This is a genomic window from Synechococcus sp. CCY9202, from assembly GCF_034931685.1.
Lineage (GTDB): Bacteria > Cyanobacteriota > Cyanobacteriia > PCC-6307 > Cyanobiaceae > CBW1002.
Genome location: NZ_JAYGID010000084.1, coordinates 40,662 through 62,111, shown reverse-complemented (window position 1 = coordinate 62,111; position 21,450 = coordinate 40,662). Strand labels below are relative to the sequence as shown.

The window sequence follows — 21,450 nt, the reverse complement described above, 5'->3', positions numbered from 1 at the left end:
ATCACTGTCTGGCGTCACCGCATAGGTCACGCTGCCGCTGGTTTGATTCGCCAGAATCGTCACCGTCTGGCCATTATCAAGCTCCAGAATCAGATCCGTCTCCGGCGCATTGGTGACCGTCGCCGTGATCGTCGCCTCTGTCTGATCCTCATTGATCTCCACATCCCCAAGACTCACCGTCGTCGTGTCGATCGTGTCGACAACCGACACCGTCGCCGTGGCGCTCGTGTCCAGGTCTTCGTAATTCCCTCCCGTCGCTGACGTGATCGCCACCGTCGTCGAGGTCGGATCCTTATACACATCACTGTCTGGCGTCACCGCATAGGTCACGCTGCCGCTGGTTTGATTCGCCAGAATCGTCACCGTCTGGCCATTATCAAGCTCCAGAATCAGATCCGTCTCCGGCGCATTGGTGACCGTCGCCGTGGTCGTCGCCTCTGTCTGATCCTCATTGATCTCCACATCCCCAAGACTCACCGTCGTCGTGTCGATCGTGTCGACAACCGACACCGTCGCCGTGTCACCTATGTTCAGATCATCGAATCCACCACCTGTCGATCCAATGATCGACACAACAATCTCTTCAGAATCAATAAACGGATCATCACTGGGAGCATCAAAGGGATCCGAAGTTCCGGTCGTTTCTCCGACTGGAATCGTGATCGTCACACCATTGTCCAGGCTGATCACCAGATCAGTTCCAACCACTGGACTATCAACAGTGGCAGTAATCGTGGCGCTGCCACCCTCATCAACCGTCACATCTCCAAGGGTGACCGTGCCTGTAACAGGCGGAATGGGAGGCTCAGGTGTCGGCCCAGGAGTGGGCAGGGGCGTAGGCGTTGGGAAAGGGGTGGGCTCAGGAGCAGGTGCTGGAGTCGGTGCCGGATCCGGAGTGGGACCCGGTGCCGGCAGAGGAGGGGTGGGTGTGGGTTGAGGGGTCGGTGTAGGGGCCGGCTCAGGCGTGGGAGTTGGGGTGGGCTCAGGCGTCGGCGAGGGCGACGGTTCTGGAGATGGAGAGGGCGTGGTCTCTGGATTGTCAAACGCCGTGAGGGTGGGGGTCCCTGTAGAGGTGTCGACAGACGCAAGATTCGCGAGGGCAGGGCTCGACCCAACCAAACGAGTGCTTGTGGATGGAGAGGCTCCGCCGCCGCCTAGGGAGGGCAGGCCCCCGCTGCCACCACCTGCAGGGATGAACGGACCATCGCTGGAAGAACCACCAACAGGGAATGTTGTGCCAACATCACCCGGCGACGGCTGGTCAACCTGCTCCGTGAAGTTGTCGAAACTCTGGGTGGGGAGGGAAGAGGCACCGGAATCGGGATCGATCCAACCACTTTCCTGGTAGTTCGGATCAAAGGCGACGGATGCGGCCGCCTGCCGTTGGATCTCCTCAGACTGATTCGCCACCGAATCTGCACCAGCCGACTCAGTGGTTTCAACCGGATTGGATCCAGTGATGTCGTCAGCCATGGGGGGTCTGGGCAGGGGGTCACGCTCACCAGAGCAGGACCGATCGGATCCCACTGGTGCTTGATGCCTTTACCGTAGATGAGCTGACCACAAGCCAACAGGCCGGCTTCCCGTGATTCCGGGGATGCTGGAAGCATCTGAGCGATAGATTTCGGCGACGCAGCCAAGATCCCAGTCGCCGCAAGGGATCTGAAGAGCTGAGAGGAAGCTGAGAATCAAGCAGAATGCCGACGTTACAAAGACATCAACCTGTGGAAAACAAACGAACTCAGCAATCGAAACTCTGAATTTCCTGAACCTCTGAAGAAGCCTGCTCCAGCAAAGGCTGCTGGGTCTGCGACATATCGAGCAACGCCTGTACATGCCCGTCCAAAGCTCCGAGCACGGCGGCGCCATCGGCATTGCCAAGGTCGTCGTACACGATGGCATCATGATCAGCCAGTCCCTGATCATGAAGCGTGTCGGCCAGCGCGTTCAGAAGATCCTGCTGAATCTCATGGTATTGCTCAAGCGGCAGGCCTTGATCCTCAAGATAGGTACTCACTGTCTGGTCGAGGCCATAGGCCAGCTCAGCCGTTCCCAGGCGAGGAGCCGAATCCATCGACTCCGCAGGATCAGGATCGATCCGTCCGAGTCCATCGAGATAAACGGCCACCAGATCATCGAGAGCAAGATCACCTGCTCGGCCGCCAGTAGGAAAGTTCTCGCCAAGGGGCGAGACAGTCTGCTCGGCAGACATCGATCGACACACGGTGAAGACACCGACCCTAAGGGCACCATGAACGCGGAGGCAATGCAGCAAGGCTTGAATCCGATCACGATGGGCGCCTCCATCGCCAGATCAACCGTGGAGATCGCCCTGCAGAGCCGAAAACAGCAGATGCCGCAGCCAGTTTGGTACAAGCTGAAAGGATGCTGAGAAACGAACTCAGCGAGACTCTCGCAGGGCCGAATTCAAGGTGCGGGTGAATGGCTGGAAGAGGTAGCGAAGGACACTGCGCTTGGGTCCCTCAATGTCAGCAACGACAGGCATACCAACCTGTATCGGAAACTTCTTGTCGCCGGAGCCAACGTACTGCTGATCCAAGGAGATCCTAGTCTCGTAGTAGTACTGCCGATCGTCAGGATCTTGAACCGTAGAGGGGGAGATATTCAGGACCTTCCCTGAAACTGATCCATAAATACTGGAGTCAAACGGCTTCAGCTTCACGCTCACGGTCTGCCCCTTGCTCACAAAACCGATATCTGTCGATCGCACCCGGGCTTCAACAATCTTGGGGGAGTTGGTGGGGACCAACGACAACACAACGGATCCAGGAGCAATAACGCCACCCGTCGTCTTGAAACGGAGATCATTAACCTCTCCACTGATCGGAGCCCGGATTTTGGTACGGTCCAGCTGGTTACGCAGCTTCTTGATATTCTGCGACACGACTGCTTCCTCGTTCACCAAGGCAGCAATCTGGCTGCGCTCCTCAAAGCGGATCCCGGAGTTGAGGCTGCGTAGCTCCGCTTCAGCCTGAAGCAACAGCTTGGTGGCTTGAGCGCGGGTACCCAGCAACGAAGCCATCTTGGTCTGAGACTCGGCCACCTGCTTGTCAACCTGTAACAAATTGAGCCGGGATGCCGCACCGGAAGCCACAAGGTTGGCATACATCTGCCGCTGCTCCTTAAGCAAATTCTGCTCAACCCGATAGCGCTGAATCTGAGCGTCAAGACCCTTCAGCTCTTCTCGCTTCTCATTGATCTTTTCATTCCCCTGCCGAATCTGGTCCGTACGGTTTTCAATCCGGCTATCTAGCAAGTCACTTTGCGCCTTGGAGACTTTGTCACTCGCACTTTGACTTAAAGATCCGCTCTCTCCACGGATCGCCGCCTGAAATTGACGCTGCTGCAGCATCAGATTGCGAAGTTGCTGTTCGATAGCTCGGTATTCGCTTTCGACAAGATTGGGACGCAACTGCAACATCACCTGTCCTTGGCTCACCATATCGCCGTCGCGAACATCAACCCTCTCGACAATGCCGCCCTCAAGGTGCTGCACAACAGACACTTCACCCTCCGGAATCACCTCACCCGAAGCGCTCACAACCTGGGTGATCGGCGTCAGTGCCGCCCAGGGGAAAAAAATCAGAACAGCGGCACCAAGACCATACAGCGCATAGCGCAAATAGCGGTTATCAGGTTTTTCCTCCAGTTCGAGGGCCTGACTGAGGCGATGGCGTCCCACCAGTGTGATGGCATCCGGCGTGTCACTGCCGAGCAACGGCGACGCAAGCCCTCGGTCGGGAGGAAGGCTCAAGGAAGACTCTGGGATCGCCGGCAAGTTGGTCATGGGAAGAAAGAAAGCGAGTGGATCTGGAGGACCTGATGACGTGTCAACAGGACTCAGGATGCAGGTTGTGGCTGCTTCATCTGCGATCGCAGCTCATCAGCTGTGCCCTGGAAGACCGTGACCCCCTTATCGAGAATGCAGAGGCGATCGGCCCGCTCCAGCAAGAGTTTGTTATCAGTAGCCAGAATGACGCTGCGGTCCTGGCCCGAGAGGCTGCAGCGCCGAAGACTGGGCAACACCTCCAGCACGGCATCGAACTGGGCCGGTGCGAGGCCCTGACTCAGATCGTCCAGGAGCAGAATCGGAGTGTCCTTGATCACGGCTTGCGCAAGGGCAAAGAGCTTGCGAATGCCTTTCGGAAGTTGAAATACAATTTCGTCTGTCAGGGCAGTTTGCAAGCCGTCGGGAAGATTCTCCAGAAAATCTAGAATCCGCAGCTGGTGGCAAACACCGCGGACACCAGAAAGGGTGGCGTCTGGGTTCATGGCTGTGAGGTTGGATAGTACCGTACCCGGCAAAAGCTGAACGTCAGACATCAAGTAAGCGATATTCCTCTGGATTCCGTCCACACCAAATTGGCGGTAATCCTTGCCATCGAACAGCAACGTACCACTGACCAGCGGATAGAGCTGATCAATGACTCGCAGCACGGTCGATTTACCACAACCGGAATTACCTGTGATCGCAAGGATTTCACCAGGAGATACTGTCAGCGAAACCCGCGTGATCGCGAATTTGTTTTCAGTTCCCAGCCGGCAAGCAGCGGAGTCGAGCAGGATCGATCCCCGCAATCGTGTCGTCGAAGTCGTATCCTGTGAAGCCCTCGGTTGGGAAGCTGATCGTATCTTGAGAAACTGATCCAGCTGCTGATACTGATTGCGCATGGTGGTGTAACGCAACAAGGCACTCATCAGCAGCTGGAAAGGTCCGAAGATCCTCCAGACAAAGAACATGGCGGCGATCAGATTTCCGAACTGCGGAGCCACCACATTGTCCAGACCTGCTTCTCCCTGGGCGATGTTCAGGGCCATCAAGGCCCCGATCGCCAGGGTCAGAACCCCGGCAAGCTGAGACGTGGTGCTGGAAATCACCTGTAATCGGCCAACCTGGCCGTTGATGGTGAGAGCAGAAACACTGCTTTGGGCAGAAAGTCCACGGAGCCGCTGCAGCCACACCCACTCGACGTTGGCAAGCTTCACCTCGAGAAAACGATGCACAAGCTCAAGCTGAGCTTGGCTGATGCTGGTGCCAGTAGCCTGATTGAGGGTTGCAGCGCCTGAGTAATAGCGGCTCATCAACCAGACCAGAAGTCCGCTCACCAGCATCAAGACAAGCGGGACCAGGACCAGCCAGCCGGCAATGAATGCCACCGCAGCCAGATAAACCGTGATGAAGGGAAAATCCAGGCAGGCCAAGGCCAGGGGGCCTTGCACATAACCAAGCAGGCTCTCGAGATTGCGGAAGCGGCTGGTCAGACCAGATTGGCCGAGGGACTCAATCTGACGATAGTCAAGACCGAACAATTTCTCCACCAGACTCACTCCCAGCAGAGCTTCAAGCCTGCCGGAAAGCTGCGAAAGAGAAGACGCACGCCACTGGCGCAGGTTCCAGTCAAGGAAAAACAGCACAACCACTCCCAGGAAGATCCAGAAAGTTGAAGTCAGGCTATTACTTGGAATGGAAATATTATAGATTGCCCGCATATAAAAGGGCAAGGCGAGCCCAAGAAGCGCAAGAGCAAAGCTGATTGCATAAAGAACCCAGATGCGATTGCTGAAACGATAGAAAATCTGTTTCAGCAGAGTGATCCGTTCCGTGCTGCCCCGATCCTGAAGCCACACCAGCTGACCGGAAGCCGGAATCTCGGTAAGGGCACAACGGCCGAACACATTCCCGGCCACCAGATCACCCTTGGCGGTGAGCGAGATCACGTAGGCAATATTGTCTGGGCTCACATAAAGAGCCGGCAACAACTGTGGATTGAGTTGACTCCAAGCCTGAACTATTTCGGTACGGCTGCCGTAACCCAGACGCAGCAACAGGTTGCGGGCATCAACCAGATCCATCTGGCGAGGGTCTCGGCCCACCAGCTCAAACAACTCCTCAGGGCGCCCCGTCCACATCAGCTGCTGCAACAGCAGCCTGACGCAGAAGGCCATCGGCGCTTCCTGGCTGAGCGTGAGATCACGCAGCAGAACGGTGCGGCTGGTCACGCGATCACCTCCGGAAGACGAATGGGAAGTTGGATCTGCTGATCGCTGATCGAAACCAGGACGTTACCCACACCATTGAGCAACACCGTGGTATGACCCTTGGTGCGCTTGATCACGCGCTCCAGGCCATCGATGAACTGCTTGCCATAAGAACAATCACTCAAATCAATCATCACAACTTTCGGATCTGTCGCCAGAGCACGGACCAACTGAAACAGATGCAGAGCATCACTGGATAGTCCACTGGGCATTGAAGTGCCAATCGTGGTATTGTATCCATCCGGGAGGGAGCGAACCTTGGCGTCAAGCCCAATCAGATAAGACCAAAAAAGAGCTCGTCTTCGATAACGAGTCGGCTGAAAACTAGTGATATTTTGCAAAAGTGTCCCCTCAAAGAAATCCATAGAGGGATCCACATACACGATCTCATTCCTGAGCGAGTCTCGGCGAAAGGAAGCTATTGGAATGGTGTCAACCTTCAGGTTGAGGAAAGTCTCGACCTGAATCATTGCCAGAAAGAGGTGACGCACATCGCCACCAAAACTGGAGTCCTTCAGCAACACCGAGGAACCGATCAGAATCGGCTCCAGAACGTGTCCCTCGACTTCCAGCTGAAGCGACTTCTCAAGATTCAGCTCCTCGTTTCCACCAATTGATTCGGTTGGGGTGGCCATCAACAGGTCGAATTCCTGTCGCGCATGGCTGAGACGCCGGTAGCTGTTCCAAAGCCCCATGGCCTGTTGCCAGGGGGAAAGGATCTTGCCGCCAAGCAGCAGGGCAGCGGCCAGAGCACCAGACAGCAGATCACCACGGATGACCAGGAAAGCACCCCACGTGATGATCGCCGCCATGGTGAGCTGCGACATCAGGGAGCCAAAGGCCTGGTAACGGCCATTGAACTGGTTGGATTGCATGCGCTGCCAGGCCAGCTCCTCCTGGCGATGCTCGTTTCCCACAAGAAACTGACGGCCCAGACCGTTGGATTTGATCAGATTGATCGCATCCATCAACCTGTTTTGATAATTGAGTCGATCCAACTCAAGGCCATCATTGCGCCTGGAAATCTCTTCATATTGACGAGCAAAAGAAAGAGAACGCAGCAGATACACCACAATCGCTAAAACAGCGATGAAGCCAACACTGCCAGCAATCAAAAATAGAACCAGAACAAAGATCAGTGAAAAGGCCAGATCAATCGCAGTATTCAGCGCCTGCAGGGAACTCTCATCGCGCAGGAGGTTGATACTGTTCAATCGCTCGGCATGGGTCGTGGGCGGAGTGCGCAGATAGTCATCAAGACGCATCTGAGAAAAGTGGCTCAACGCCATCAGGCGCCGGCCATGCTCGATCCGAGCACCATCAGCGCCGGTGAGGGTGAGACGCACCGTTTTCAACCAGCCCGACAGCAGCATCAACACCACAACTCCCACCGTGAGCACCCAGAGGCTTGAGGTGGAACTGGTGGGCAGAATTGAGGTATAGACAATATTGATGTAGAGTGGCGAGGAGAGCTCAAGAAGATTGATCAGAATCGAACTGATCAGGATTGGCCCCAATTGATACCGACTCCAATCCAGTTCGCGCAAGGACTGAAAGTATCGATGCCGGATCAACTCCTCAATGAGCTCCACAGCCATGCTGATGGATTGCCTGATGGAAGACCACCAGGAGCTGAGTGTGCTGAACGCCAAGTCCAAAAGACTGTCTCGAAATCTCAACGGAATGGCTGAGACATCGCACAAACCATAGCCGCTAGCACAGCCTATCCACGCCCACAAATTGGGGCTGGAATGAAATCAAGCCTAAATATCTCTTAATTCTCATATTCGTCTTGAAGTAAGACAATCGCTCGTGGTTGGGTGGTTATGTTGGACCCGTCGCCATGAAAGGGCCGTTCGTGAACCAGCCCAACAGGGTGCATTCCCCAACAATCGCCAGCGCGAGCAGCGCGAGCATCGCCAGTCTGCCGTTCATCATGTATCGCTTCCGCCTCAGCTCCGATCAGGTGCAGGTGGAGCTTGTGGCCAATGGCAACAGCCAGCGGGTGCCGTTTCAGGTCCTCGGCCCCACGAGCGAGGTGGCCTTTCTGGAGGAGCTGCTGGAACAGCAGTTCGGTACCCTCACGATCAATCCGGCCGAGCTTTTCTCGTTTCTGGAATCAGATTGCTGGGTGAGGCAGTGCTTCGCCGAACCCCAGCTGGTGGAGGGGGATCTCAAGGCCTCCCCCTCGCAGGACACCAGCTTTCAGCTCCAGACGCTTGGCAACAAGCTCGTCCAGGCTGGCATTCTGACGATCGATGAGCTTGAGCATCTGCTCGAGGACTATCGCCCCTTTTCGGAGACCCAGCGCTTCGGCGAATTCCTTCGTCTGAATCTGCAGGTTCCGCCCCAGCTTCTTGACCTTCTGCTCAACCCGGCTCTGTTTGACGAGCAGGGGTTCAACGAGAAGCGACTCGGCGACAGGCTGGTGGAGATGGGCTGCATCAGTCAGAGCCAGCTGGATGCGGCCCTGGCTCAGCAGAAGCGTGAAGGCGGCCGCATCGGCGAACTGCTTGCCCAGAAGGGTTTGATCTCCGAGACCACGGCCCGTTTTTTCTCCATGGCCAGGGTGAACGACAAGGGGCAGATCGACTACAACGCCGTCGCCTGAGCAGGTTCCCGCGGAAGCCTGTCGCGGTAGAGAGCATCGGCCATGCGCGCTGTCTGCACGATCGGACCGACATCGTGCACACGCAGCACATCCGCCCCCGAGGCGATCGCTGCCACGCAGACCGCTGCCGTGCCCCACAGGCGAGCCCGGGGGCGCTGTTCCTGCAGCACCTCACCGATGAAGCGCTTGCGGGACGGACCCAGCAACAGCGGAAAACCCTCGCTCCGGAGCTCGGGCAGGCCCCGCAGCAATGCCAGGTTCTGCGCCGTGGTCTTGGCGAATCCCAGGCCGGGGTCCCAGAGAATCTGACTGACCTGCACACCTGCTGTGAGGGCCCGATCCGTGGCGCGCAGCAACTCGTCGCGCACGGTCGGAACCACAGCACCGTAAGTCGCCATCCTGTCCATGGTCTGGCTGTCGCCGCGGCTGTGCATCAGCACATAGGGACACCCCGCTGCCGCCACCAGGGGCAACATCGCCGGATCCCGTCGACCGCCGCTGACATCATTGATCCAGTGGGCGCCGGCCTCCAGAGCCGCTTCGGCCACTGCCGCATGAAAGGTGTCGATCGAGAGCCGCGGCGCGGCGCCCCCCCCCATCGCCTGCAGGATCAGGTCCAGGCTGGGCATCAGCCGCTGCAGCTCCACGTCCGCCCCCACCTCCACAGCTCCTGGGCGGGTGCTCTGGGCGCCGAGATCGAGCAGGTCGGCACCCTGCTTCTCAAGGATCAGGGCCTGGCGCAATGCAGCCTCGGGGGCGAGGAAGCAGCCACCGTCGCTGAAGGAGTCGGGGGTGAGGTTCACGACCCCCATCACAAGCGTGCGTTCGCCCCAGCGCGGCAGCGCCGCCGGCGCGGACCTCATGCCGGCGGCTGGTAGTTGGCAATGCGGGCGAATCCCTGGGGATCGAGGGAGGCGCCGCCCACCAGCACCCCATCAATCTCCGGCTGGGCCATCAGCTGATCGATCGTGGCAGGGTTCACCGAACCGCCGTACTGGACGATCACGCCATCGAAACCCACCCAGCCGCGGATCAGACCACAGATGCGGTTGGCCTCATCGGCGGCGCAGGTCTTGCCGGTGCCGATCGCCCAGATCGGTTCGTAGGCCACGATCAGCCGCTCCGGATCGATGCCCTCGAGGCCCTGCTCCACCTGGCGGTGGATCACCCGCTCGGTTTCGCTGGCCTCCCGCTGGTCGAGGCTCTCGCCCACGCACAGGATCGGGATCAGGCCGGCCGCCTGGGCGGCGCGGGCACGCAGGTTGATCTGCTCGTCGGTCTCGCTGTAGTACTTGCGCGGCTCGCTGTGGCCCACGATCGCGTGGGTCACGCCATGCTCCAGCAGCATCGGCGCCGACACCATGCCGGTGTAGGCCCCCTTGTCTTCCCAGTGCACGTTCTGGGCCGCGATCCGCACGCCGGAGCCAGCCAGGGCGGCACTGAGGGTGGGGATGGCGGTGAAGGGTGGCGCCAGCACCACCTCCCGATCGGCGGGCAGATCCTCCACCGAGGGCCTGAAGACCTCCGCAAAGGCCTGCGCCTCGGCGCAGGTCATGTGCATCTTCCAGTTGCCAGCGATGACGGCCTTACGCACCAGCAGGTCCTCTCGGCGAAGTGAGGCAAACGCTATCTGGCGGTGGGATCGGGCACCACCAGCACCTCCAGCCCATCGATCTCCACGGCATCGCCGAGGGCCAGCTGCCGGCCCCGCCGGGTCTCGATGGCGCCATTCACCCGCACGTCACCGCGCTGGATGCGGAGCTTGGCCTCACCGCCGGTGCCCACCAGCCCCTGCCATTTGAGGAATTGATCAAGCTTCATCGAGTCAGGGGCGGATCGCGGCGGACGATTGATAAGGTTCGCCGATGTTCGCACCCTCGCCGGCCGGCTTCCGGCGTCTCCTGCCCCTGCTGGCGCCCCACCGGAGGCGCCTGATGGCGGGTGGGCTCTGCACCCTGGTCTATGTGGCCTGCTGGCCGTTGCTGGCCTGGCTGGCGGGCCGTCTGATCCCGGCAATCGGCGCCGGCGATTTCCGCCGCGTGCTCGAGTCGATCCTGGCGGCCCTGTCGGTCTTTCTGGTGCAGAAGGCCGCCCAGTTCGGCCAGGACACCCTGCTGGCCGGCCCGGCCCTGCAGGTGAGCCAGGAGCTGCGTCGCCGCCTGTTCTCGCGGCTGCAGCAGCTCGATTTCGGAGCCCTCGAAAAGCTATCGGCCGGCGACCTCACCTACCGGCTCACCGAAGACGCCGACCGCGTCGGCGAGGTGATCTACAAGACCATTCAGGACACCACCCCCAGCGCCCTGCAGCTGGTGGTGGTGCTGGGCTACATGGTGTGGCTCGACTGGCCGCTGGCCCTGGCCACCCTGCTGCTGGCTCCGGTGGTGGCGCTGCTGGTGAGTGTCTTCGGCGCCCGGGTGATGACCGCCGCCGAGCGCAGCCAGAAGCAGGTGAGTGATCTGGCTGCCCTGCTGGGCGAGGCGATCGGCGGGCTGCCCCTGGTGCGCGCCTACGCGGCCGAACCATGGCTGCAGCAACGCTTCGATCGGGAGATCGACCTGCACCGCCGCGCCCGTTACCGAACGCTCCAACTGCTGGCGCTGCAGCATCCGGTGGTGGGCTTTCTTGAAGCCGGCGGCATCCTGGCCGTGCTGCTGATCGGCGCGGCCCGGATCCAGGCCGGTGGCCTCGACAGCCAGGGCTTCAGCAGCTATGTGGCGGCCCTGTTGATGCTGATCGATCCGATCTCGCACCTCACCACCAACTTCAACGAATTCCAGCAGGGCCAGGCCTCGCTGCGGCGGCTGCGGGCGATCGAGGCTGAACCCACCGAGCCACCTGACCATGCCGATGCCCAGCCCCTCGGCCAGGTCCGCGGTGAACTGGTGCTGGATCAGGTGAGCTTCGGCTACCCGGGCGGCAGCACCGTGCTGCACGACCTCGACCTGCGGGTGGAACCAGGACAGGTGGTGGCCCTGGTGGGACCCTCGGGCGCCGGCAAGAGCACCCTGTTCTCGCTGTTGCTGCGGTTCAATGTGGCCGGCACGGGTCAGGTGCTGCTGGACGGCCAGAACCTCGCCAACCTGCGGGCCCGCGAGCTGCGCCAGGCCGTGGCGCTCGTTCCCCAGCAGAGCAGTGTGTTCTCCGGAACCGTGGCCGAAGCGATTGCCTTCGGCCGGCCGGCCAGTCTCGAGCAGATCCAGGCCGCCGCCCACACCGCCAATGCCTCAGGGTTCATCGAGGCCTTACCCCTCGGCTACGCCAGCCGTATCGAGGAGCGGGGCAGCAACTTCTCCGGCGGCCAGCTGCAACGGCTGGCCATCGCCCGCGCGGTGCTGGGCGATCCGGCGGTGCTGTTGCTGGATGAAGCCACCAGCGCCCTGGATGCCGAGGCTGAAGACGCGGTGCAGCAGGGTCTGGAGCAGGCCATGGCCGGGCGAAGCGTGCTCGTGATCGCCCACAGGCTGGCGACCGTGCAGGAAGCCGACAGGATCGTGGTGCTCGATCGGGGCCGCATCGTCGAGCAGGGCAGCCACGCGGAGCTGATGGGGCACGCCGGCCGGTACCGCGAACTCTGCGAACGTCAGTTCATCCATCTCGGATGACGATCAGTGGCATGATCATTTTTGAGCGTCGCGGGTCTGATTCCCTGCTTGCCCAATCGCCATGGATCCCGAGCCGCAGCCTGCCGAGCCCACGCCATCCAACCCCAAGCCAGCGGAACAGCCCCGCAAGCAACTGAAGAAGCCGGTGGCACCCCCGGGATGGGAATACCGGGTGCTGCACGTCAACGTGGACAACAACAGCACCCCAGGACCGCCGAATCCAAAGAAGGACAGTGCCAAGCTGGGGGGCGCTCTGAGTCCGGAATTCCTTAAACGGGAGTTCCCGGATCAGTACAAGAACGCAGACTATAAGGTGATGCACCCAGCCGAACAGCTCCAATTCTTCCTCAACCAGCTGGGTCGTGATCGCTGGGAGTTGGTGGAGGCGGCCCAGGTTGGAACGCTGTTGATGTTCATTTTCAAACGCCCGGCCATCCCTGCCTAAAGTGAGGCCTGATTCAATGGGTTCCCAGTGACCGACTCCAACCTGCAGCAACCTGTGCTGACCTTTGAGGGCAAACGCTATGACCTCAACACCCTGCCCCCGGAGGCGAAGGAGCTGGTGCGGGGCATGCAGGTGGCCGATACACAGCTTCGCATGCACGAAGACACTCTCAAGGTTCTTGCGATTGGACGGCAGTCCATGGCGATGCAGCTCAACGAAAAACTGAAGGAGATCAGTCCGCTCCCCTAGGCTGACCGAGGGAATCGCCGAGGGCGATAGCGGAAAACTGACGCCTTCATCCGATTCACTGACCCTCCCGCCCCATCCAGGCTCCCGTCAGTCAACGAGTTGGACTGACGGGAGCCTGCCCAGCATGGCTTCAATCCTGATCAGCAGAATCTTCGATCACCACGGCATCAAAGTTGTAGCGGCGTGTCAGCTCAAACACCGTGCCGGAGAGCAGCAGCAAGCCGATCAGGTTGGGGATCGCCATCAGACCGTTCAGGATGTCAGCAATCGTCCAGACGATTGAGGTGGTCTGTGCCTGGGCCAGGGCATTGGGGCCAGACTGGGAGCTGATGGCGCCCAGCACCACGGCCACAACCCAGAGGTAGCGGAAGGGCTTGATGCCTCGCACTCCCACCAGGAATTCGAGGCAGCGTTCGCTGTAGTAACCCCAGCCCAGAATGGTGGTGGCGGTGAAGAACACCGTGCCGAAGGTCACCAGCCACATGCCACCTGGCATCCCCCAGTCGAAGGCACTCATGGTGAGCGCCACACCGGTTTCGCCGGATTCATAGGCGCCGCTCATCACAATCACCAGGGCCGTCATCGTGCACACCACGATGGTGTCGATGAAGGTGCCCAGCATGGCAATGCTGCCTTGCAGCACCGGATCACCGGGCTTGGCGGCTGCCTGGGCAATCGGTGCCGTACCGAGACCGGCTTCATTGGAGAAGATGCCGCGGGCGATGCCCTTCTGGATCATCACCCCCAACGCACCACCGGCCATGGACTGAGCGGTGAAGGCATCCGAGAGAATGGTCCCGAAGGCCATCGGGATGCGGTCGTAATTGCCCACCAGGATCACGATCCCGCCCAGCACGTAGACGATCGCCATGAAGGGCACCACCACCTCGGTGACCCTGCCGATCCGCTCGATGCCGCCGATCAGCACCAGAAAGGTGATGGCACCCATCACCACGCCGGTGACCAGCTCCGGCACCCCCATCGACTTGTGCAGGGCGAGGGCAAGCTCATGGGACTGCACACTGTTGCCGATGCCGAAGCCGGCCAGGGTGCCGAAGATGGCAAACAACGCCCCAAGCCAGGCCCAGCGCGGACCCAGACCGTTGCGAATGAAGTACATCGGCCCTCCCACGTGCTCACCGAGCTCGTCAACCTCGCGGTAGTGCACCGCCAGCAACGATTCGGCGTATTTGGTGGCCATGCCCACCAGGGCGATCAGCCACATCCAGAACACCGCCCCGGGCCCGCCCGTTGCGATGGCGCCGGCGACCCCGGCCACGTTGCCGGTGCCGATCGTGGCAGCAAGGGCGGTGGTGAGGCTCTCGAAGGCATTCACATCGCCCTCTCCCTTGGTGTTACCGATCGAGGCAATGGCCTGCCGGAAACCGAAGCCGATGCGGCGGAGGGGCATGAAGCCCAGTCCCACCATCAGATAGAGGCCGGTGAGGCCGATCAGCCACAACGTGATCGGACCCCAGACAATGCCGTTGATCTGGTCGAGAACCTGCAAGACAGGGGAGGACGCACGTGCGCCGATGGTCTCACGGGCACTGCCCAGTGGCCAGCCATCCCTCAGGCGAGAGGTTGCAGATCCTCGAATCGGAAGCTCTGACGGCCGGAATCGCCCTCAGAATCCGTTTCGATCACACGTTCGCCCAGCACCCAGGGGCCCGCCTCTGTGAGAGGCACAAAGGTATCGGTGAAACGGCTGAGGCCACCACGGAGGGCACCCGTGGCGGGATCGCTGTATTGGCTGGTGTATTGGTGGCTGAGATAGCCATGGCCGGTGTCGGTGGTGCTTTCGGTGAAGATCGTCACAACGGTGCCGTGGATGTGGCGGTGCACCATGGTCACCACCCGGTCCTTGATGCGGTAGCGGTCGCCCTCCCCCTTGCCGCCCACGATCACCTCGGTACCCACGGCATCAGTGTCACCGGCGGTGAAGGTGTTGGCGCCGTGGGTCTGCTCGAAGCTGCGGCGCACCCGGTGGATCGCCACCTCCCACAGCTGGGAGGCCACGGCCTTGTGCACCTCCTCATCGTCGAAGCCCTCCACCGTGGCCTTCAGATCGGCACCCACCGTGAAGCTGCCCTCCAGCCGCCGCTCGCCCTGCTCCCACACACAGCGGCCGCGGTAGCCGCCGAAGCCGGGATCCCAGGTGTAGCGGTTCTCGTAGGCGGCCCGGAAGGCGGCGGTGCAATCGCTGCCCGGGGCAGGCACGCTACCGCCGGCCACAGCGGGGTTGGAAGCGGCGGTCGAAACGGCGGAGGTCGCGGGCGCGGGGCTGGAGGCCAGGGTCATGGGCGGCGGGAGATGGTGGCCAAACCCTACCCAGGCCGGCAGCGGCCGGTGTTGAGGCCTGCTGCGGCCAGTGCCAGTGCTCAGGCCACAGGCGCCGCGACCCGGTGAATGTCCTGCAGGGCCGTCACCTCAAGCGTCTGCTGTTGCAACGCCGCGATCGCCTCCACCGCAGCCAGTCCACCGGCCAGAGTAGTCACCGTCGGTACGGCGTAATCAAGCGCCGCCCGGCGCAGGTAGGTGTCGTCGTGGGCGGCCTGCCGCCCGATCGGCGTGTTGATGATCAGCTGGATCCGGCCAGAGCGGATCGCATCCTCGATGTTGGGCCTGCCCTCGTGCACCTTCAGCACCCGCTCCACCGGCAGGCCGCCGTCTTCCAGGGCGGCGGCGGTGCCGCTGGTGGCGATCAGGGAGAAGCCGAGCCCATGCAGGCTCCGGGCCACCGGCAGCAGGCCGGCCTTGTCGCGGTCATGGGTGGAGAGGAACACACTCCCACCCGTGGGCAGGGCATCGCCGGCGGCGATCTCGGCCTTGGCGTAGGCCATGCCGAAGCTGCGGGCGCTGCCCATCACCTCGCCGGTGGAGCGCATCTCGGGTCCCAGCACGGTGTCGGATCCAGGGAACCGTTTGAACGGCAGCACCGCTTCCTTGACGCTCTGCAGCGGCGGCACCGGTTCGGTGGTGAGGCCGAGATCCGCCAGGGTGCGGCCGGCCATCAGCTGGCTGGCCACCTTGGCGAGGGCCACACCGGTGGCCTTGGCCACGAACGGCACCGTGCGGGAGGCGCGCGGGTTGGCTTCGATGATGTACACGGTCTGGCCTGACGCGGCATCCCCCTGCACGGCGAACTGCAGGTTGATCAGGCCGCACACCTCGAGAGAACGGGCCAGGGCCACGGTCCACTGGCGGATGGTGGCCAGGGCCTCGGCACCGAGGGTGCGCGACGGCAACGCGCAGGCGGAATCGCCGGAGTGGATGCCGGCCGGCTCGATGTGCTCCATCAGGCCACCGATCACCACCCGGCCCTCCCGGTCGCAGAGGGCATCGACATCCACCTCCGTGGCGTTCTCGAGGTACTGATCGATCAGCACCGGATGGTCGGGAGACACCTGCACCGCCTCGACCATGTAGCGGTTGAGCTCGCTCTCATCGGCCACCACCTCCATGGCCCGCCCGCCCAGCACGTAGCTGGGGCGCACCACCACCGGGTACCCCACCCTGGCAGCCACGGCCCGGGCCTCGGCATCGGTGCGGGCCAGGCCGTTGCGGGGCTGGCGCACCTCCAGCTGGCGCAGGATCGCCTCGAACTGCTCACGGTCTTCGGCGCGGTCGATCGATTCCGGTGAGGTGCCCCAGATGCGGGTGCCGGTGGCGGCGCCCTCGGGGCTGTTCAGCCAATGGAGCAGGGGGATCGCCAGCTTGAGTGGCGTCTGGCCGCCGAACTGCACGATCACTCCCTCCGGCTTCTCGGCCTCGATCACGTTGAGCACGTCTTCGAAGGTGAGGGGTTCGAAGTAGAGCCGGTCGCTGGTGTCGTAATCGGTGGACACCGTTTCCGGGTTGCTGTTCACCATCACCGTGGCGAAACCGGCCTCCTGCAGGGCAAAGGAGGCATGCACACAGCAGTAGTCGAACTCAATGCCCTGGCCGATGCGATTGGGGCCGCCGCCGAGGATCATCACCTTGCGGCGGGTTTCAGGCTGCACCTCGTCTTCCGGTGGCACCAGCTGCAGCGAACCGTCGGCGGCGATGCGTTCCAGGGGGCGCTCGTAGGTGGAGTAGTGGTACGGGGTGCTGGAGGCGAATTCGGCGGCGCAGGTATCCACCGTCTTGAACACGGCCCGCACCCCCAGTGCCTGGCGATGACGCCGCACCGCCAGCTCCTCGCTGCCGGTGGCCCAGGCGATCTGGCGATCGGAGAAGCCCAGCTGCTTGAGCTCCAGCAGAGCGGCGGCATCGAGCTGCTCCAGCCGACGACCCTGCAGCAACCGGCCTTCGGCGTCGACGATGCCGCGCAGCTTGGCCAGGAACCAGGGGTCGATCGCGGAAAGCTGATGAATGTCCGCGTCGCTGCGGCCGGCGCGCATGGCGTCGCGCACGGCGAAGATCCGTTCGGGGGTGGGGGTGCGCAGGGCCCGCTCCAGCTCGGTGCTTTCCAGCTGCCGCTCGGGCCGGTCGCAACCCCAGCCGGCATGGCCGGTCTCAAGGGAACGCAGGGCCTTCTGGAACGACTCCTCGAAGCAACGGCCGATCGCCATCGCCTCCCCCACCGATTTCATCGAGGTGGTGAGCACCGGCGAACTGCCCCGAAACTTCTCGAAGGCAAAACGCGGAATCTTGGTCACCACGTAGTCGATCGTGGGCTCGAAGCAGGCCGGTGTGGCACCGGTGATGTCGTTGATGATTTCGTCGAGGGTGTAGCCCACCGCCAGGCGGGCGGCGATCTTGGCGATCGGGAAGCCGGTGGCCTTGGAGGCCAGGGCGGAGGAACGGCTGACGCGGGGATTCATCTCGATCACCACCACATCGCCGTTGGCGGGATTGATCGCGAACTGGATGTTGCTGCCGCCGGTGTCGACCCCGATCTCGCGGATGATCGCGATCGACTGATCGCGCAGCCGCTGATACTCCCGGTCGGTGAGGGTCTGGGCCGGCGCCACCGTGATCGAATCGCCGGTATGCACCCCCATCGGATCGAGGTTCTCGATCGAGCAGACGATCACCACGTTGTCGGCGGTGTCGCGCATCACCTCCAGCTCGAACTCCTTCCAGCCCAGCAGCGACTTCTCGATCAGGATCTGGGAGACGGGGCTGGCCTCCAGGCCGCTCTTGCAGAAGGCGCGGAATTCATCGGGGTTGTAGGCAATGCCGCCACCGGAGCCGCCCAGGGTGAAGGCGGGGCGGATGATGCGCGGGTAGCCACCGATCTCCTCGCCTACGGATTCGGCCTCCTCCAGGCTGGTGGCGATGCCGGAGGGGCACACGGCCACGCCGATCCGCTCCATCGCCTGCTTGAACAGGTCGCGGTCTTCGGCCTTCTCGATCGCTTCGAGGTTGGCGCCGATCAGCTCCACCCCGTAGCGCGCCAGGGTGCCGTCGCGGGCGAGGGTCACCGCCAGGTTGAGGGCGGTCTGGCCGCCCATGGTGGGCAGCAGGGCATCGGGCCGCTCGATCTCGATCACCCGAGCCACCACCTCGGGGGTGAGCGGCTCGATGTAGGTGCGATCCGCCATGTCCGGATCGGTCATGATCGAAGCCGGGTTGCTGTTCACCAGCACCACCTCGAACCCCTCGGCCCGCAGGGCCTTGCAGGCCTGGGTGCCGGAATAGTCGAACTCGCAGGCCTGACCGATCACGATCGGCCCCGAGCCCAGCAGCAGGATGCGACGCAGGTCCGTGCGGCGGGGCATGGGGGGGCGATGGCCAAACGGGCTCAGCCTCTCATGGGCCCTGGCTGGTTCCCGTGCTGGATGGCACCAATATCACCTTGAGCCAGGCCCTCGCTAACGTGGAATCAGGATCCACTGGTGCGTCTGTCGATGAGTGAACTCCAGCGCCTGAAGGGGCAGCTGCCACCGGAAATGCAGAGCTGGGTGTTCGTGGAAGCGGCCGCCTCCGCCGATCCACCCCTGATCACCATCGAGGAGATCGGTCGTGACGAGGTCGAGATCCAGGTCGACCTGGAGAGCTGGGACCAACTGGCCCTCGACCACCGCAACCTGCTTTTCTGGCATGAGGTGGGCCGCATCCAGAACGATGCCGTTCCCCGCGATGGCTGGGAAATGGCGGCCCTGGCCATCGGCCTCGGCGGCGCCATCGGCGAACTCTGGGTGCAGGACGGCCTGCTGCTGCTGATGGCCCTGGGCCTCTCCGGCTTCGCCGGCTACCGGCTCTACCTGAAGAACAATTCCGAAAAGCGCCTGCAGGACGCCATCGCGGCGGATGAGCGGGCGATTGACCTGGCCACCCGCTTCGGCTACAGCCTGCCCAACGCCTACAAGAGCCTCGGCGGTGCCCTCAAGGTGCTGGTGGAGCAGACCCGCAAGAAGAAAAAGCGCGGCTTCTACGAAGACCGGCTCGAAGCCCTGCGCAAGAGCGCCGAGCGGGCCCGCGCCGAGATGGCCCAGCAGCAGGGGTCCCGTCAGTCCGTCACCAGCGAGAACGTCTATGGCTGAAGCCTCCGCCCCAGCACTCAGCACCATCGACCCCCAGGACAGTGAGGCCCTGGCCCGCCTGGCCGCTGACGCCTGCGACGACCGCAAGGCCGTGGACATCCGCCTGATCCGGGTCGATGAAGTGTCATCGCTGGCCGACTGGTTCGTGATCTGCAGCGGTCTGTCGGACGTGCAGGTGCGTGCCATCGCCCGCTCAGTGGAAGACCGGCTCGAAGCCGAGGCGGGCCGTCTGCCGTTGCGCCGTGAGGGCCAGGCCGAAGGACGCTGGGTGCTGATCGATTACGGCGAGGTGATCGTGCATGTGCTCACCCCGGACGAGCGCAGCTTCTACGACCTGGAAGCGTTCTGGGGCCACGGCGAACAGCAGCGCTATCTAGGCTCTGCGCAGCTTTCGGCGTCCTGACGGACGCATCACGTCCGATGGCTGGCCCGGCGATCGACACCCCCTGTCCGGTGCCGCCGGAACAGCGTCCGCTGGAGGAGTACGGCCAGCTCTGCCGCTCCTGGTTCTTCGCCTGGCCGTCCAACGATCTGGCCGGTCTGCTGCGGCCCCTGGCGATCAGCTGGCTGCTGGTGGCACCGCTCACCCTGCTGATCGCCAGCGGCAGTGTGCCCCTGCGCCATGACCCGCCGCGGTTGATCCTCTCGGGCCTGGTGGCGGCGGTGGTGGTTCCCCTGCTGCTGCTGCTGCGCCAGTGGCTGGGCTGGACCTACGTGCACAAGCGGCTGCTCTCGGAGCGGGTGGAGTACGAGGAATCCGGCTGGTACGACGGCCAGGTCTGGGAAAAGCCGCTGGCCTGGCGAAGTCAGGATCTGCTGGTCTCCAAGCACCAGGTGCGGCCGGTGCTGCGGCGGCTGCAGCAGGCGTTGGCCCTGGCCGCTGGCCTGCTGTTATGCGGGACCAGCCTCTGTCAGGCTCTCTGAACCTCTGCCGGGCACCCGCAGGCCGGAGGTGTTCACCCGCTGATTCATGACGTCCGCATGACTCTGTCCTCCAGCTTCGGCAGCTCCCGTCCCGGGATTCCGCCCCTGGAGGTGCGCCTCCTGCGGGAGGGGATTCCGGAATCCAGCCACCGGGTTCACGCCGTGGTGTGCGATCAGCGCGGCCGGGTGCTGATGCGGGCAGGCGACCCCCAGCGGCTCAGCTTCATGCGCTCGGCCCAGAAGCCGTTCCAGGCCACCGTGTTCGTGAGCTGCGGCGCCGCCGACATGGGGGACAGCAGTGATCGGAGCCTGGCCATCGCCTGTGCGTCCCATGCCGGCACCCCCGCCCATGCCCGCGAGGCCTTCAGGCTGCTCTGGCAGGCGGACCTGGAAACCGAGCAGCTGCAGTGCCCCGTTCCGGCGGGCGCCACCAGTCCGCTGGAACACAACTGTTCCGGCAAACATGCCGCCTTTCTGGCCGCCTGCCGGCGCATGGGCTGGTCGCGCGAGACCTACCTGCTCGATGACCATCCCCTGCAGCAGGAGGTGCGCAAGCGGGTGGCGGAGCTGCTGGCCCTGCCTGCGGCCGAGCTGGTGTCGGCGCGGGACGACTGCGGCGCCCCGACCCTGCAGCTGCAGCTGGCCCAGATGGCCCTGTTGTTCGCCCACCTGGGAGCCTCGCAGCAGCCCGACCTGGAGCGGCTCTCGCGGGCGATGCTGGCTCACCCCGAGCTGGTGGCCGGCGAAGGCCGCTTCGACACCGAACTGATGCGCCACAGCCACGGCCAGGTGGTGAGCAAAGGTGGCGCCGAGGGCATCCAGTGCCTCAGCCGCGTGGGGGAGGGCCTGGGCGTGGCGATCAAGGTGGAAGACGGCTCCTCCCGCGCCAAGCACGCCGTGGCGCTGCACCTGCTCGAACAGCTCGACTGGCTGATGCCCATGACCCTCGATGAATTGCGGGGCCGCTTCCTGCAACCCGCGCCGCACCTCCAGCTGCAGGTGAACGGCGAACTGCGCTTTGACTGAGCGGTGCTGCGACTGAGCCACGCTGCAACTGTGCTGCCGGGCGGGGCATCAGGGGCTCCA

At 62.7% G+C, this 21,450-nt stretch carries 19 protein-coding genes; 8 read left to right on the top strand and 11 right to left on the bottom strand.

From position 1 onward, the window contains the following. From VB777_RS11440 to VB777_RS11420, 5 genes are all read right to left on the bottom strand, one after another. Positions 1 to 1,473: immunoglobulin-like domain-containing protein (locus VB777_RS11440; protein ID WP_323249059.1), on the bottom strand; the 1,473-nt coding region annotated here is incomplete at its 3' end. Between the two features lie 268 nt (positions 1,474 to 1,741). Beyond that, a complete protein-coding gene (locus tag VB777_RS11435; RefSeq protein ID WP_323249057.1) occupies positions 1,742 to 2,212 on the bottom strand; it encodes a hypothetical protein in 471 nt (156 codons plus the stop codon). 189 nt (positions 2,213 to 2,401) lie between these two features. Next, positions 2,402 to 3,808: an HlyD family type I secretion periplasmic adaptor subunit gene (locus tag VB777_RS11430; RefSeq protein WP_323249055.1), complete on the bottom strand. Its 1,407-nt coding sequence runs from the start codon at positions 3,806 to 3,808 to the stop codon at positions 2,402 to 2,404. Positions 3,809 to 3,861: 53 nt separating this feature from the next. After that, entirely contained in the window at positions 3,862 to 6,021 is a 2,160-nt protein-coding gene (locus tag VB777_RS11425; protein WP_323249052.1) for an ATP-binding cassette domain-containing protein, read from the bottom strand. Next, a complete protein-coding gene (locus tag VB777_RS11420) occupies positions 6,018 to 7,658 on the bottom strand; it encodes an ABC transporter transmembrane domain-containing protein (RefSeq protein ID WP_323249050.1) in 1,641 nt (546 codons plus the stop codon). Before VB777_RS11420 ends, VB777_RS11425 begins: the two co-directional genes overlap by 4 nt. Positions 7,659 to 7,936: 278 nt before the next feature. Between VB777_RS11420 and VB777_RS11415 the strand changes: the two genes are divergently transcribed. Continuing rightward, complete coding sequence (locus VB777_RS11415) at positions 7,937 to 8,671, top strand: hypothetical protein (protein ID WP_323249048.1); 735 nt, start codon at positions 7,937 to 7,939, stop codon at positions 8,669 to 8,671. Here VB777_RS11415 and folP read toward each other — a convergent pair. From folP to VB777_RS11400, 3 genes are read right to left on the bottom strand one after another with little or no spacing between them, the layout of a single operon-like run. Continuing rightward, positions 8,653 to 9,534, bottom strand: a complete 882-nt coding sequence (gene folP / locus VB777_RS11410; protein ID WP_322757127.1) for a dihydropteroate synthase — start codon at positions 9,532 to 9,534, stop codon at positions 8,653 to 8,655. The two genes, VB777_RS11415 and folP, sit on opposite strands and share 19 nt — an antisense overlap. Then, complete coding sequence (tpiA, locus tag VB777_RS11405) at positions 9,531 to 10,265, bottom strand: triose-phosphate isomerase (RefSeq protein WP_323249046.1); 735 nt, start codon at positions 10,263 to 10,265, stop codon at positions 9,531 to 9,533. The genes folP and tpiA overlap by 4 nt, the downstream gene beginning before the upstream one ends. Before the next feature lie 32 nt (positions 10,266 to 10,297). Next, complete coding sequence (locus tag VB777_RS11400; RefSeq protein WP_323249044.1) at positions 10,298 to 10,492, bottom strand: RNA-binding S4 domain-containing protein; 195 nt, start codon at positions 10,490 to 10,492, stop codon at positions 10,298 to 10,300. Between the two features lie 44 nt (positions 10,493 to 10,536). Between VB777_RS11400 and VB777_RS11395 the strand changes: the two genes are divergently transcribed. The 3 genes from VB777_RS11395 (at position 10,537) to VB777_RS11385 (ending at position 12,967) form a co-directional block, all read left to right on the top strand. After that, complete coding sequence (locus tag VB777_RS11395) at positions 10,537 to 12,273, top strand: ABC transporter ATP-binding protein (protein WP_323249042.1); 1,737 nt, start codon at positions 10,537 to 10,539, stop codon at positions 12,271 to 12,273. A gap of 61 nt (positions 12,274 to 12,334) precedes the next feature. Beyond that, a complete protein-coding gene (locus VB777_RS11390; RefSeq protein ID WP_231597845.1) occupies positions 12,335 to 12,718 on the top strand; it encodes a hypothetical protein in 384 nt (127 codons plus the stop codon). A gap of 27 nt (positions 12,719 to 12,745) precedes the next feature. Continuing rightward, positions 12,746 to 12,967: a DUF6447 family protein gene (locus tag VB777_RS11385; RefSeq protein ID WP_197154936.1), complete on the top strand. Its 222-nt coding sequence runs from the start codon at positions 12,746 to 12,748 to the stop codon at positions 12,965 to 12,967. Between the two features lie 130 nt (positions 12,968 to 13,097). On the opposite strand, the gene VB777_RS11380 is transcribed toward VB777_RS11385, so the two are convergent. From VB777_RS11380 to carB, 3 genes are all read right to left on the bottom strand, one after another. Next, on the bottom strand, positions 13,098 to 14,477 hold the full coding sequence (locus tag VB777_RS11380) for a sodium:alanine symporter family protein (RefSeq protein WP_322757131.1): 1,380 nt from the start codon (positions 14,475 to 14,477) through the stop codon (positions 13,098 to 13,100). A 62-nt stretch (positions 14,478 to 14,539) separates the two neighbouring features. Continuing rightward, positions 14,540 to 15,268: a DUF3386 domain-containing protein gene (locus VB777_RS11375; protein WP_323249038.1), complete on the bottom strand. Its 729-nt coding sequence runs from the start codon at positions 15,266 to 15,268 to the stop codon at positions 14,540 to 14,542. An 80-nt stretch (positions 15,269 to 15,348) separates the two neighbouring features. Next, positions 15,349 to 18,675, bottom strand: coding sequence for a carbamoyl-phosphate synthase large subunit (gene carB, locus VB777_RS11370; protein ID WP_323249037.1), 3,327 nt, complete (start codon positions 18,673 to 18,675; stop codon positions 15,349 to 15,351). 129 nt (positions 18,676 to 18,804) lie between these two features. Here carB and VB777_RS11365 point away from each other — a divergent pair, with 129 nt between their 5' ends. Genes VB777_RS11365 through VB777_RS11350 form a run of 4 tightly spaced genes read left to right on the top strand, consistent with a single transcriptional unit; the run spans position 18,805 to position 21,390 of the window. Continuing rightward, positions 18,805 to 19,440 carry a DUF3318 domain-containing protein gene (locus VB777_RS11365; RefSeq protein WP_197154924.1) on the top strand — a complete coding sequence of 212 codons (636 nt, stop codon included), beginning with the start codon at positions 18,805 to 18,807 and terminating at the stop codon, positions 19,438 to 19,440. Next, entirely contained in the window at positions 19,433 to 19,843 is a 411-nt protein-coding gene (gene rsfS, locus VB777_RS11360; RefSeq protein ID WP_197154922.1) for a ribosome silencing factor, read from the top strand. Before VB777_RS11365 ends, rsfS begins: the two co-directional genes overlap by 8 nt. A gap of 17 nt (positions 19,844 to 19,860) precedes the next feature. Then, positions 19,861 to 20,364 (top strand): CGLD27 family protein, encoded by a 504-nt coding sequence (locus VB777_RS11355; protein WP_197154912.1) that lies wholly within the window; start codon positions 19,861 to 19,863, stop codon positions 20,362 to 20,364. A 57-nt stretch (positions 20,365 to 20,421) separates the two neighbouring features. Further along, the gene (locus VB777_RS11350) at positions 20,422 to 21,390 is read left to right on the top strand and encodes an asparaginase (RefSeq protein ID WP_197154910.1); all 969 of its coding nucleotides are present in this window, start codon (positions 20,422 to 20,424) and stop codon (positions 21,388 to 21,390) included. Positions 21,391 to 21,450: the final 60 nt, after the last annotated feature.

What these genes read in the sequence shown, in the direction of transcription:
- VB777_RS11435 (WP_323249057.1), bottom strand. Translation starts at nt 2,212, where the DNA reads ATGTCTGCCGAGCAGACTGTCTCGCCCCTTGGCGAGAACTTTCCTACT.
- VB777_RS11430 (WP_323249055.1), bottom strand. Translation starts at nt 3,808, where the DNA reads ATGACCAACTTGCCGGCGATCCCAGAGTCTTCCTTGAGCCTTCCTCCC.
- VB777_RS11420 (WP_323249050.1), bottom strand. Translation starts at nt 7,658, where the DNA reads ATGGCTGTGGAGCTCATTGAGGAGTTGATCCGGCATCGATACTTTCAG.
- folP (WP_322757127.1), bottom strand. Translation starts at nt 9,534, where the DNA reads ATGAGGTCCGCGCCGGCGGCGCTGCCGCGCTGGGGCGAACGCACGCTT.
- VB777_RS11400 (WP_323249044.1), bottom strand. Translation starts at nt 10,492, where the DNA reads ATGAAGCTTGATCAATTCCTCAAATGGCAGGGGCTGGTGGGCACCGGC.
- VB777_RS11395 (WP_323249042.1), top strand. Translation starts at nt 10,537, where the DNA reads ATGTTCGCACCCTCGCCGGCCGGCTTCCGGCGTCTCCTGCCCCTGCTG.
- VB777_RS11390 (WP_231597845.1), top strand. Translation starts at nt 12,335, where the DNA reads ATGGATCCCGAGCCGCAGCCTGCCGAGCCCACGCCATCCAACCCCAAG.
- VB777_RS11375 (WP_323249038.1), bottom strand. Translation starts at nt 15,268, where the DNA reads ATGACCCTGGCCTCCAGCCCCGCGCCCGCGACCTCCGCCGTTTCGACC.
- carB (WP_323249037.1), bottom strand. Translation starts at nt 18,675, where the DNA reads ATGCCCCGCCGCACGGACCTGCGTCGCATCCTGCTGCTGGGCTCGGGG.
- VB777_RS11365 (WP_197154924.1), top strand. Translation starts at nt 18,805, where the DNA reads ATGAGTGAACTCCAGCGCCTGAAGGGGCAGCTGCCACCGGAAATGCAG.
- rsfS (WP_197154922.1), top strand. Translation starts at nt 19,433, where the DNA reads ATGGCTGAAGCCTCCGCCCCAGCACTCAGCACCATCGACCCCCAGGAC.
- VB777_RS11355 (WP_197154912.1), top strand. Translation starts at nt 19,861, where the DNA reads ATGGCTGGCCCGGCGATCGACACCCCCTGTCCGGTGCCGCCGGAACAG.
- VB777_RS11350 (WP_197154910.1), top strand. Translation starts at nt 20,422, where the DNA reads ATGACTCTGTCCTCCAGCTTCGGCAGCTCCCGTCCCGGGATTCCGCCC.